Source organism: Vibrio sp. 16, from assembly GCF_963681195.1.
GTDB classification, from domain to species: Bacteria; Pseudomonadota; Gammaproteobacteria; order Enterobacterales; family Vibrionaceae; genus Vibrio; species Vibrio sinaloensis_D.
Genome location: NZ_OY808998.1, coordinates 493,127 through 506,132, shown reverse-complemented (window position 1 = coordinate 506,132; position 13,006 = coordinate 493,127). Strand labels below are relative to the sequence as shown.

Sequence of the window (13,006 nt, the reverse complement as noted above, 5' to 3'; positions counted from 1 at the left end):
AGCCAAACCACGTGTCGGGTTTTATGGCTTCCAATGTTGCTACAAAAAAAGCGGGTACTCAGCTTTGTGAGACCAAGTTGAGCACCTGCAAATAACGAAAACTTTCTGACTTACGCCACTACTTTGCTGATGGCGCTATCGGGGGAGAGCCATTCAATCATGCCTTGCCCCGAGTCGGTGTCGTAAAGAGTTTGCCCAGCGAGCTGGTTGATGATTTGCGCGCTTCGCCACGCCATTAAACTGAGCTGTGGCTCGGCAATGCCGTGACTGTGCATGCCGGCGTTTACGGCAAAAATCTTGTTGGTTTTGGCACCCGCCCATTTGAGCTCAAAGTTGGCGGTGAGCTGATAGCGGTTGTTCTCATCAAGATCGAGCAGCGGCAAAATCCCGTTCAGGCAAGTAGGTGTTGGTGCCTCAAATCCGGTGGCGAGAATAACGATGTCCGCTTGGTGGTATTCAGTTTGTTGGCTTAGCGCATTGCCCGCGCAGAGCTCGTAGCCAGTATTGATTTCACGCATATTGGTTAAAGTGCGATGCGGCAGCAATCTCACCCACTTTTCTTCTTTGAGAACATCAAAGCGGTGGTAAAGCTCTTGATAAATCATCAGTAGGGCTTTTTGTGTTATGCCATCTGAGGTGAGCTTTTGCTGAGTAATCTCGTTGCGTTTAACGTCCGGCGATAGGTTGATGAATGCGTTCACATAATCCGGTGCGAAAAATTCATTGGTAAATGCGGCTTCGTCGAGCGGTTGGAAATTGGAACGACGCGAGAGCCAATCCAACGAGCGAGGTTTGCCCCATTTGCTTTGCAAGACATTAAGGAAAATGTCCGCGCCACTTTGACCTCCACCAACGATCATGACGCGTTTGTTGGTGAAATCTCGATCTCGCAGCCCAATCTCGGCTGCGTGAAATACCTTGTCGCTAATGAACTTTTTGCTGCAATCAGGGAATGACGGCACCTTGCCTGTGCCGATACATAAGTTTTTGGCGTGGTAAGCGCCTTGATTGGTATGAAGGGTGAACTGCTCGCCGTCGTAATCCACGTGCTCTACCTTAGTTGAGAACTGAACGTTACCCATTTGGTGTGCTGCCCAAGCAAGGTAGTCTGAGAACTCATGTCGGCTGATGCAGTTCAGCTCCGCCGAGAGGAAACGGTAGAACTTTTTGTTCCTAACCAGATACGAGAGGAAGGAGTAACGATTCTCCGGAGCGACGGCACTAACCAAATCTTTCAAAAACATGGTCTGCATATTGGTGTTATCCAATAGCAAACCAGGGTGCCAAGAAAAGCGTTCACGACCTTCAAAAAATGTGGCATTGATTTGAGGCTGCGTGTCTAAAAGTGCGGCGACACTGAGGTTAAAGGGGCCGACCCCAATACCTGCAAGGTCGAGTTTGACGTTGTTAGTGTTTTCCATTTGAATCATCCTTTACTATGGGCTTAAACGGGCGTTAAATGTTTTTATAGTTATTATTTGGTCTCTGTTTTCGCTTGAGCGAGATAGAGTGGGTTGTCCAACATGTCATCCATGTCTGGAAGCATTCTTGAAGCACTTGAGTCTGTGCTGTGTCTGAACTTAGCGAGGTTAAGTCCAATTCGTAAAATCTGAGGTTTAAACAGATCGAACTTGGCAAATCGGTGTTGGTATTCTGGGTTTTCCGCCATGTAGCGTTTGATTCGATCGCCCAACAATCGATAAAACTCCTGTTCGCTGAAGCCGAGCTTTGCAAGCAGTGGAGAGATAAATCTCAGCGTAGTGACGAAGTGGCCCGTTTGTAGATCGTGAATGATCAACGACTCAGGTAAGCGCACGGTCACCTGTTTTACTGGGTCAGGAAGCGAGGCTTGTTCTGGATAATCTTGGTCGACCAATCTCATGTCACCCTGAAAATCTTTAAGTAGGATGCGTTTTGGCTGGTGCTTCTCCATCACTAGGGTGACATTTTGCCCGTGAGCAATCAGTGACACGCCGTATTTGCATAACAAGTGGTAGTAGGGGATAACCACACTATCGAACAGCTGCGTTAGCCATGCCTCGGTTGAGAGGCCAGATAGGGCAATATACTCGGCAATTAATGGTTGTCCTTGATTGTCAGATTCCATTAGCGCGGCCATTAAAACGGCATGCTCGTTTGGCGCCAATTTGCTTGCTGCAGACTCGCGCCAGATGACCCCAAGCAACTCGTGATAGCGGTAGGGCGCATCAGTAAGCTGTTGGAAGTCGTGCTGATGAGCGAAAGCCGCTGCCGGTTCTTGCAAGACTTGCGCACCTTTTTCAACCAACACAGGATCGCTTTTAAACACAGAATCGATCCAATCGGATGCCATCGGGCCTGCCAAAATGTACTTCCCAGGAATGCCTCGATAGCAAGAAGTATTCATGACCGTAAGCGGCAGTTTAATATCGAAACTATTGGGGCGGGTGAGGTTGCTCAAAGTGCGCAGCGATAATTGCGGTAAAAACGCATCACCAAATGAACCGATAAACAGCATTTGTTTCAGTGCGAGCTCTCGAGTGAAGAGCATGGCGACTTTGTTCTCCCACTGCCATGGATGAACGGGAACGTAGTGATAATCCGCGATATCGACGTTAAATGCCGCGACGATTCGATCCATTTCATTGAGCTCATCACGCGAGATGGACGCCGATAACAGCTCTTGCCAATTGACGTGTTGATTGGTCGCCAATTGAATAATATCGCGATGTACTGCAACCCAATCGAGCGGAATGGCTTTTTCTGCTTCCGGCGCATAGTCTCGAAGATCGTGTAAACCCCAACCTCTGCGTCCTTTGTTGAAGGCAAACTTTGGGTGGCCATCGAAGTAGCTCTGCTGTTGCTCGCCGCCAAGCAGAGCCAGGTCTCTGGCCGTCATCGTCTCTTTGCGCAGCCAGATCTTGCAATCGCCCAGCAGGGTGGCATTGAGATCTTCAAGGTGCTCGGCAAATGCATCATCGGACATATTGAGCAAAGGTTGAAGATCCCGCATCAATTGTGCTGCGGTTATACCACTGGGTGACTCGGAGTCAGCAATACGGACGATCGTGCTTGGGTCAATACGGACTTGTCCCCAGATGTTCGTTTGCCCGCAGAAGCTATAGCTCACGCCTTTCGCCAAATGGAGGCCAAGACGATCGCCATTAGGTTGAAACTGGAAGGCTTGTTCATACGCGAACTCAGAGAGGATTTTGCCTACCAACGCTTTGTTCGCCGTCGCCCAGTATTTTTGTAGCGCGATTTGTTCCATTACCACTGCTCCTTAAAGAATACTTCGCGTTGAAGCATCAAGAGTGCGGAGCGTTTGTGAGGGAAATTGAACTCAAAACATTTTGTGTACCCCAAAGGCAGAATACGATTGAAGAGGCGCTCATTGTCAGAGCGGGGTTCAAGGACAATACGCTGTGTACGGTTGTCGTCGATAAACAAATAGTGACTAATTGCGCGCATCCAAGCGTTAAAGAAACGAGGACCACGAAATGCTTGTTCTCCGACAAGCAGGTGGATGCCACGGTCAAAATCTTGCACGTCGTAGTATGGGCTCAATCTATCTTCACAGACCCAATACGCTTCAACATAGCCAAAGGGTTGGCCATTGAACTCACCAATCAAAGGCAGTATGTGCGGGTCATTGAGTCGCTCTTGTGCAAATTCGGTCAGCTTTTCTTCACTCCATGCTTGTTCCCAAAAGTGTGCGACACGAGGGTTGTTCATCCAACGTGTGAACATTGGCATGTCTTGAGTGATGTCGAGTAGACGAAAACTGACGTCGAGTTCCGCATCAAGGTCGGTGCGCTTGTACACTTCTCCATTGGGCTTGTTCGGTCGTAAAGGGTGAGAACGATAGCGGCTGTCAGACTGAACCCTTTGCAGTGGGAAATTGGCAGAGGGCGTATGTTTATGCCAGTGATAGCCTGATTGGTAGAAGGCTTCACGAGTGAGTGTTTGATTAAACAGAGGTAACTGCTGCGCAAGGTAGGACCAAGTCATAGGGTCAGAGGTACTCACTGCAACAGAGGCAAGCGACTTCTCTCGGGTAAACAGTCGATCGATTTCATCTATCAATCCAACTTGAGTCCCTTGGTTTTCAATGTCAGCGGATTGCAACGTTAGCTGTATTGTCGGCTCAGGTTGATATTCAAAAATAAAGGTAGTGAAATCATGCATGAGAAGACTCCTTAACTTGTACCAATGGGTTGTCGAGATCGAAGTAGATCACCGCTGGGTCAGGGATTGAGTTCTCGTTGAAATTTTGTAGATAGCAGAAGAAATTCCCTTTGCAGCACAAAACGTCGCTTTCAAGTACGTAATTCAAGCAGGCTGCATCCTCGACGCCCGAATCAAGCAGCGCTTGCAGTTGAGCTCTTAAGATGCGCACCAAATCTGCTTCTTCCACGTTGATTGCTGAGGCAATGGCAGAGATGACATTGAAGGTGGAGTTAATAATCAGGTAGTAGGCAAAGTAGCGTCTGACTTTTTCTTGATTCCAGTAGTTCTCAAGGCTCTCTTTGTCGTTGGATAGTGCGTCGCTGTAGCGTGCAAAGGCAAGATCTGTATAACCAGTGCCTTGGCAATCGCGGTAATACATGCCAATAGGGAAGCCATCTTTGAGCTGCATGACGATGTTTTGCTGGTGGGCGAGGAACACCACACCGTGATTGGCCTGTAAATCAAACAAAGAGACGACAGCGTGTTGGCAGTACGCATCAAACCACTGCTGGGCGGCAAGAGGCTCAGGAATGCGTTTAGTCGCAGCGTAGTCTTTAATGCGTCGGGCAACCAGCGAACATGTGGCATAAGGGTTTTGTTGGGTAAGCGTTGCAAGGACAACGGCCTCTTCTTGTGGTTTCGTTGCAAGAGGGTTATCTCTAAATGCCACAAGACTTTCGTCAATCATTGCCCCTGTTTTGTCGATTAAGCCGATAAATGCGGGCTCTTGCATTAATTGAAAGCCGCGCTCAGAACCAAGCTGGTTGTTTAATTCGGTTGAGTGGAATAGGTCATTTAATCGCGTCCCACGAATCACTTCTTTAAGTGAAAGATTACGAACAGAATTGGTCAGTTTTACGCTCAACGAAAACTTCAACATATAAGGCAGCGTTGGCGCGTACAGTGAACGCGTCGAAGAGGTCGGATACCAAGAAGCGCCAAGTTGGCCAAGTGGTGTTATTTCACCTTGTTCGATGAAATCTTGAATGTCTTCTCGCTCGCGCATCACCTGCCATTGCCATGGATGCACAGGCAGTAGCTGATTTCCTCGGGTTCTCGCGTTTTGGTGTGCCTCAACCAACTGCGGATGGTGGGCCACCAGTTGAGCCATTCTCTCATCGAAACTTACATCGGCGGAGCTGCCAAACTGGAGGCGGTGAGATTGGACTTCCAACCAGTGTAGCGGAAAGTGAGAGCCCATTTCAGGGGAGTAACGTTTGGCATCTTGCAGAGAAAACTGCTCTCGGCTCTTGGGCGCCGGATGGAATGAGTGACCAATCAGCAGGCCTTGCTCGGCAGTCTTAAAATCTAATCGCTCTTCGAATAGCTGGCGTTGGTATGGCGAGTGTTCGATTGCTTGATAGGTATTTCGCACACTTTCGAGCACACGTTGAACAAAAATCTGTTGCTGCTCTTGGCTGACCATGCCCACTAAGCCCTGGTCACTGACAATGAGCTGGAGCATTTCACTAAATTCAATGTCACGTGAGCCATTTGAATCAACAAGTTGTGCCGGAAGTTGGTATTCATGACTGCCCAGTGAAGAGAAATACCGCAAACCGATTTGAATGGTTCGCAGGTTACTTAGTGGGATGTTAAGTCGCGACTGGGTCTCGGTATGGACAACTTGAACGGCCTCACACTCACGAGCAAGCGCATTGAGGAAGCAGGCGATGGGAGGAGCATTTCCATTTGTCTTCTTGGGTATGTCATCGATTATCGATGAGGTGCTGAGCAGATCGTTTGTACGATTCATTATAGTTCTCGATAGTTATTAACAAAACTGACATGCGAATGCTAATTATTATCATTATTATGATCAACTAGTTTTTTATGTTTCGTGAATATTTTTAACAATTGGGAGGAATGTCAGGCACTTCGAGACGATCGGCGAGTGAAGTGCCTGAATGAGCAAGTGGGAGTTAGCGCCTCATAAGATAGAGGAAATATCCCCCACCAATAATCGATGCAAGCAAGCCTGCGGGAAATTGCCATGGGAACCAAAGCGTTCGTCCTGCCCAATCTGCGGTGACCATAACGAGCGCACCAATCAGGGCTGCGGTTAACATTTGAGGTGCCGCGCGGTATTGGTGAAGTGAACGCGCCATATGGGGAGCCAGCAAACCGATAAAACTCAATGGACCGATAACAATGGTACAAAGCGTGGTATAGGCGGCGACAAGGAGCAAAAGCAGTAGCCTGACTCTGGTGCAGTTGACACCAATTGCACTGGCGGTAACCTCGCCCAGACCCATGATTTCAATCCACCGACTGACAACAAGGGAAGCAGCACCGAGTACCGTAACGCCCACCAAAAGGAGTACGATGTCTTGGCTTGAAACCAAGTACGTTGAGCCAGAAAGCCAAGTGAGTAACGCTCGCACGTCATCGTGACCAGAGCTCATCGCAATTCTCAAAAATGCGTCTAAGCCTGCACTCAAGGCAATGCCTGTGAGCAAGGTTTGGGTAGGCGCGAACTGGTGCTTTCGACCCATCAACCAAACCACACCAATCACACTTAAAGCGCCGATGGTGCCGATGAACATTTGCTGCTCTCGACCGACAGCACCGCCTATTAAGGTACCAAGAACCAATGCCAGCGCAGCGCCAGAGCTAATACCAAGCACCTCTGGGCTTGCCATCGGGTTATTGGAAATACGTTGAATAATGGTGCCAGCAAACGCTAGTCCAATACCTGCGAGAAGGGCGACAAAAACGCGAGGCGCACGCAGTTCAAACAGCGGCCAACTCAAGCTAGTTGACCAGCCGTACTGATTCCTGCCGATAAAAATGGCGCCCGCGACAAATAGAGACAGCAGTAACGTTAACACCGTCGCGATTCGAATGGTTGGGACATGTTGGTAATGCTGAACTGTTTCTGTTCGCGCTTTTAGATCGCTTTGTAGCGAAGTTCTGCGCAGCAGCCACAATAAGAAAGGTGCACCAATGAGTGCCGTCATTGCTCCGGTCGGAAGCATTTCGCCACCAACGCCAGAAAACGGCTGAATAAGTAGATCGACGGCTAACAGCATTGCCGCGCCGATCAATCCACTGGTGAGAATTTGCGCGAGTAGCTTTCTAGCGCCAAGCATACGAGCGACAGCGGGGGCAACGATACCGACAAAGCCGATAAGACCCACTTCACTGACAACGGCGGCCGCAATAAAGATCGCCAATGACAAACACACCAGTTTGATGTGCTTGATATTGACTCCGATAGAGGTCGCGACCGTGTCACCAAACTGCAGCGCCGAAAGCGGCCTTTGTAGCAACAAGAGTAAAGTGGTCGGGATAATCACGAGTGGCAGTAGAGCGTTGGCACTTGACCAGTCATTCTGATTTAGCGCGCCCGCTCCCCAGACAAACACACTGGTCAGTTGCTGTTCATTGAGCATGATAAGCATGGTGTTCAATGAACCTAAAAATAGGCTGATGACCATGCCAGCAAGCACCATGTGTAAAGGCGCAAACCCTCGAGATGCACTGAGTAGAAAAACCAGTCCTGTCGCAAAACACCCGCCTAAAAAGGCTGGGATAAAACCAGACACGGCTATCTGAGCGGGAATAAACAACAGACCGAGTACCAACCCAAGCTCTGCACCGGCAGCCACCCCTAAGGTTGTCGGAGACGCGATGGGATTGCGCAGCACAAACTGCATTACGCAGCCTGCCACCGCGAGCGCAAAGCCACACAGCACCGCGACGGTCAATCTGGGAAGATAGGTCAGATGGGTGATCAAGTGTTGGTAGTTGGTGGCATCAAACTGTGTGATCGTCTCCCACACAAGACGGATACCGCCAGAGTAGGGAGCCGAAAAGTTGATCAGACCAAGTAAGACAACCATGCCAATAATGGCAAAGAAAGGCACTCTCCACGAGTGCCCGTTCGGTCTATTCAAGCTTATGGTGTTCATTACTGTGCAATAAGTTGTTGGGTGATATGGTCACTAAAGCGTTGTGCAGCGATTAAACCACCAAAAGTCCAGATGGCAGGTAGCTCATAAACCGAGTTTGTACGAGTGAACTCCATCGCTTGCCACAGTGCATTGCTGTCTAACTGTTCACGCTCAGATGCTTTGAGCGGACCAAATAACATCACGTTGGCTTTTTGATGTTCAGCGAGCTTCTCGGTACCCGCGGTGGTAAAGCCCCATACGTTGGTCTCTTCATTCCAGTCGTTTTTGAGTCCCATACCTTGAATGGTCGCTTGCGCCAATGAGCCATCGCTGTGAATGCGCAGTGTTTTTTCATTTAGAAAACGCGCAAACAGTAGCGGTTTATCAGTTTTGTTGGCGTCGCGAACCTTGTCACCATTTTGCTGCAAACGTTGCTCTGTTTGGGCGATGACCTGCTGAGCTTGAGCTTCTTTATCAAGTAACTTGCCTAGAGCCAGAGTAATGGATTTCGCGGATTCAATTGGCTGTTTGCTTTCGCCAAAAACACTAAACACAACCACAGGGGCGATGTTTTGTAGCTGTTCATAGGCAGGGGCCATGTGCTTACTGATCAAGATGACATCTGGCTTGATTTCAGTCAGTAGCTCTAGGTTGGGCTCACGACGAGAGCCGACATCGATCACGTTAGGGGATAGCGCAGGTTCAACCACCCAAGTGTTGTAACCTTTGACGTCAGCGATCCCCTGCGGCGCAATGCCTAGGCTAAGTACGGTTTCAGTTAACGCCCAATCGAGTGCCACGACTTTTTCTGGACGTTGTTCAAAGGACGTAACGCCCATTTCGTGTTCGATTTCAATCGCATTAACATGGAAGGTAAGCAGTGCGGTGAGCGCTAGAATGATTCTTTTCACAACAGTTCCTTTTGAGTTTGAGTGTATAGCGGTAGTTGACTTACGGGACGTAGCTAATGGGTTGCCCTGTCGCCGGGTGTGGGAACAGAGCCAACTCCATTCCATAAATCTTGAGCAATGTTTCTGGTGTCATCATCGATTCGGGCGTGCCTTGCGCGATCACTTTTCCTGAATGGAGTGCAATGAGGTGATCGCTAAACTTTGCGGCCATGTTGACATCATGCAACACCATAATCACAGTAAGGCCAATTGATTCATTGAGTTCTCTGATGAGGGCAAGAAGCTCGTATTGGTGGGCAACATCGAGTGCAGAAGTGGGCTCATCGAGCAAAATGCATTCACTTTGCTGAGCCAGTAACATCGCGACCCACGCTCTTTGCCTTTCTCCTCCAGAGAGGGTGGCGACAAAACGGTTTGCAAATGAATTGAGGCCAACTTTGTCGATTGCTTGGTCAATCAGCCGATTATCTTCCTCTCCGTAACGTCCAAATGCTCCTTTCCAAGGATAACGACCAAAGCTGACCAACTCTCTAACAGTCACGCCGTCAGTCAGCGGCGGATGCTGAGGTAGATAGGCCACGCGGTGGGCAAATTCCAACGCCGTTAATTGGCTGACAGGAGTGCCACTAAGCGTCACCTCGCCCGTTGAAGGGGCATTTTGGCGACTGAGTAGCTTCATTAAGGTCGACTTTCCACAGCCATTATGACCGAGTAGCGTCGTAACCTTGCCTGGCGAAAACGTTAAGGATGTCGGGGATAGAATAGCTCTATCATCAATATGGAATGATGCATCGACCAACTGGAACATAGCGGTATTACAAGTTGAGTTATTGTCTACAAGGCGCTAACCTTATCATAACTTAATCTTAATGATAATGATTTTCAAAATCATAAGTGGTTATTTCTCATCACTATCAGTGTGTCATTCCATCACATTGACGTTTCAAGAGTATCTTAGTATGTCAGGGGTAAAATCTTCTCAGTTCCAGCTCGTGGTTATTGGTTTGGTCGCAGCGCTAATGGGAGTGGGGCAAAATGGCTTATTGGTCTCACTTCCTTTTTTGGTCGAACAATCCGCGTTCAGTCTCTCGACGTGGTCACTGCTTATCGCGGTAGGAAGTTTCTTGTTTTTGCCTTCGGCACCTTTTTGGGGAAGAGTGAGCGATCGCCACGGACCAAAAAATGTTGTCCTCCAAGCACTTGCAGGAATGACGGCGAGCTTTCTGCTGCTCTGTCTTTTTGCAATGGCGAGCAGTGATAGAGAATGGGCAATGGGCTGGACACTGACCGGCTTGATTGTGGCAAGGGTTATTTACGGCTGCACAGTCTCAGGTATGGTGCCAGCAAGCCAGCATTGGGCAATTCTTCTTTGTGGCAAAGAGAACCGCCTGCAAGCCATTACATCGGTCAGCATTGGCTTAAGTGTTGGCCGTTTGATTGGTCCACTTGTCGCCGTGCTAGCGCTGAAGCTCTCTCCTTTTGCCCCTTTAATGCTAATGATTCTGTTACCTCTTATCGCCTTGCTTGCGGCAGCATGGCTACCTAACCCCAACTCGCTTGATTCCGATTCGCGTAAACGCACTTCTGCACCGTGGCTACCTGAGATGGTCTTGATGCCCTTTTTAGTGAGCGGCCTTCTTTTGTGTGCGGTTATTGCCTTGTTGCAATACAGTTTTTCTCCGCTGATTAGTAGCGTCACTCAATGGTCGACCAGTGAAATCAGTGATGCGATTGGGGTATTACTGACGGTCAGTGCGGCGGCAACATTTTTGTCGCAAGTGTTTGTTATAAAAAAGAAGCGTCTGACGGCAGTGAGTATGTATCGACTTGGCTCGATTGCGCTCTTGATTGGGTTTGGCTTGTTCTTGTCCGGTTACTTTGGCGTGTTCGTGCTCGCGTCAGCCGTTGTTTCTGTCGGCGCCGCCTTGTTGGTGCCAGCGTACACTTCAATGGCGACAGAGAAGATGCCGGACACTCCCGGTGTGGTATCGGGCTACGTTTCTATGTCTCACACCATAGGCTATGGCTTAGCATCTTTACTCGCATTTACCGCAACCCTGTCGCCACACTATCCGATCTATTTATGTCTTGGCTTTTCTCTTGCCATCGGTATGGTCGCATATCGCCCTTGGTCTGAACGTTTGCGCCTTGCTAAACGGTAAGCACCTTTTTGTTTTCAGGGTGTCTTGGGCAATCACTGCACAGCTCTCGTCCGTCACATTTATAGACAAGGCAGCAGCTCGTACGTACCAGTTTCAAGTGGCCATCTTGTTGGTCGCTGTGCAAAGTCGCAACGAGTTTGTCGGGCAAGTTACAGGCTTTCAACCAAAGCAGGGCTTGTTGTCTGAGATAATCATGACTTAAGTCGGGAGCGAACTGGTGGAGACGAACAATGCAGCCTAAGATGCCATCTGCGATCAGGTGCTTGGTAAACCCGGGTCTGATGCGCGTCCATTGATTCATCTCTTGCCGATAGTGGTCAAACAGCACCATGAGTTCACTCCCTGCCAGCTCGATTAATACTTCGCTCGTTCCTGTTCTAACCTCATCCTCTTCGAACTGAAATCCACCAATAAACCGCTCTTGAACTTGCTGCGCCATCTGGGTGAGGTAAGGCAGTCCCTGACATGCATAGATCGAAATAAACGCCACATAGACAGGTTGCCAGCAGAGTAATGTCCAAGTACGAGTGAGCCAATAGGCGCTGCCTGCCTCAGGATGTGCAGACTGCAAAGAGAGGTAAAGCTGCTCTATTTGTTCAGAGCAAGGCTGGCTGATATGGATAAGGCGCTCAGATTGCAAGTCTACGGGGAGTGATTCGACTTTCCCTGCTAAGTAAGGGGTGACTTGCTGAGCGTGTTGAAATAAATGATCAAAAAAAGAGTTCGTGCTCATGAATGGCTAATTGGTCGTTGCTGTGAGAGTGGATAGCCTAATTAACTCACCAAGTAAATGCAATTGATTATCATTTTAATGGGGTTGTGTAAGTGAAATGTGATTTGGCTATTTGTTGGACGAAATTTTTCTGCAAAAGCCAAAGGTTAGTACACTAATTGTTTTTTATGGTTTTGGTTTCTCTGTGGGAGTTTTGAGTTTCTGTAGCTTCTTTGGGTGGTGATGGTTGGTGGCGAACTTTTGCTTTTGTTTTACTTGTATAACATTGATATTAATCAATTTCTCGTTCATTTTAAAACTTAACTTCTGTGATTTAAGCTCTGTATTGGTTGTTGTTTATGATTTTGTACACTAACCAAAAAACGACAATTTTTCCTAATTTTAAATTGAATTTATAGAAAATTGATTTGAGTTCGAATTAATTTTCAGGCATTTTATATTTAACTAATCGTTCAATTAAAAATAACAGAGGGCTAAAACATGCCAAAAGTGGGTATGCCAGAAATACGAAAACCTCAGCTTGTTCAAGCGACAATGGCGGTGATTGATCGGGTGGGTTTACACGCCGCGAGCATTTCATTGATCAGCAAAGAAGCAGGGGTGTCGACTGGGATCATTAACCACTATTTTGGCGGCAAGCACGGTTTACTCGAGGAGACGATGCGGGCGATTTTGCGTCAGCTCTCTTCAACCATTACCAGCCAACTAAGAGAGATTCCCAAAGAGGCACATCTAGAGAGAATCAACGCCATCATTGACGGCAATTTTGTCGGTTTCCAAGCGGAAAACAAAGTGGCGAAAACCTGGTTGGCTTTCTGGTCACATTCTATGCACGACCCTCAGTTGAAGCGCCTACAGTCAGTCAATGAAAAGCGTTTGCTGTCTCATTTGAAATTAGAACTCAAAGGGCTTTTTGACCCGCAGCAAGCCGAACTGATTGCGTTTGTCATTGCTTCTCTGATTGATGGTATCTGGCTACGTGGCACCCTGAACCCTTCAGGGATTGATGCGACGAAGGCTCGCTTCATCATCAACGATTATCTTGATAAACAGCTCACTTTTTATTCTAAAAAATAACTACTAAGTCAGATCTTT

The 13,006-nt window shown here is 48.3% G+C and carries 10 protein-coding genes; 2 read left to right on the top strand and 8 right to left on the bottom strand.

Features of this window, described 5'->3' with window-relative positions; all coding sequences use genetic code 11:
- Positions 1-110 precede the first annotated feature (110 nt).
- The 7 genes from U9J37_RS16545 to U9J37_RS16515 form a co-directional block, all read right to left on the bottom strand.
- A complete protein-coding gene (locus U9J37_RS16545; protein ID WP_043886506.1) occupies positions 111-1,421 on the bottom strand; it encodes a lysine N(6)-hydroxylase/L-ornithine N(5)-oxygenase family protein in 1,311 nt (436 codons plus the stop codon).
- A 53-nt stretch (positions 1,422-1,474) separates the two neighbouring features.
- Positions 1,475-3,250 carry an IucA/IucC family protein gene (locus U9J37_RS16540; RefSeq protein ID WP_005469810.1) on the bottom strand — a complete coding sequence of 592 codons (1,776 nt, stop codon included), beginning with the start codon at positions 3,248-3,250 and terminating at the stop codon, positions 1,475-1,477.
- A complete protein-coding gene (locus U9J37_RS16535) occupies positions 3,250-4,167 on the bottom strand; it encodes a GNAT family N-acetyltransferase (protein WP_043886505.1) in 918 nt (305 codons plus the stop codon). Before U9J37_RS16535 ends, U9J37_RS16540 begins: the two co-directional genes overlap by 1 nt.
- Entirely contained in the window at positions 4,160-5,965 is a 1,806-nt protein-coding gene (locus tag U9J37_RS16530) for an IucA/IucC family protein (RefSeq protein WP_005469681.1), read from the bottom strand. Before U9J37_RS16530 ends, U9J37_RS16535 begins: the two co-directional genes overlap by 8 nt.
- Positions 5,966-6,131: 166 nt before the next feature.
- Positions 6,132-8,123 carry a Fe(3+)-hydroxamate ABC transporter permease FhuB gene (gene fhuB, locus U9J37_RS16525; protein ID WP_043886504.1) on the bottom strand — a complete coding sequence of 664 codons (1,992 nt, stop codon included), beginning with the start codon at positions 8,121-8,123 and terminating at the stop codon, positions 6,132-6,134.
- Positions 8,123-9,016 carry an ABC transporter substrate-binding protein gene (locus tag U9J37_RS16520; RefSeq protein WP_005469713.1) on the bottom strand — a complete coding sequence of 298 codons (894 nt, stop codon included), beginning with the start codon at positions 9,014-9,016 and terminating at the stop codon, positions 8,123-8,125. Before U9J37_RS16520 ends, fhuB begins: the two co-directional genes overlap by 1 nt.
- 40 nt (positions 9,017-9,056) lie before the next feature.
- Positions 9,057-9,824 (bottom strand): ABC transporter ATP-binding protein, encoded by a 768-nt coding sequence (locus U9J37_RS16515; protein WP_005469788.1) that lies wholly within the window; start codon positions 9,822-9,824, stop codon positions 9,057-9,059.
- Between the two features lie 151 nt (positions 9,825-9,975).
- Between U9J37_RS16515 and U9J37_RS16510 the strand changes: the two genes are divergently transcribed.
- The gene (locus tag U9J37_RS16510; protein ID WP_043886503.1) at positions 9,976-11,178 is read left to right on the top strand and encodes an MFS transporter; all 1,203 of its coding nucleotides are present in this window, start codon (positions 9,976-9,978) and stop codon (positions 11,176-11,178) included.
- Here the strand turns inward: U9J37_RS16510 and U9J37_RS16505 are convergent.
- Entirely contained in the window at positions 11,168-11,911 is a 744-nt protein-coding gene (locus U9J37_RS16505; RefSeq protein WP_043886502.1) for a siderophore ferric iron reductase, read from the bottom strand. The genes U9J37_RS16510 and U9J37_RS16505 overlap by 11 nt on opposite strands.
- A 480-nt stretch (positions 11,912-12,391) precedes the next feature.
- Between U9J37_RS16505 and betI the strand changes: the two genes are divergently transcribed.
- Entirely contained in the window at positions 12,392-12,988 is a 597-nt protein-coding gene (gene betI, locus U9J37_RS16500; RefSeq protein ID WP_005469727.1) for a transcriptional regulator BetI, read from the top strand.
- Positions 12,989-13,006: the final 18 nt, after the last annotated feature.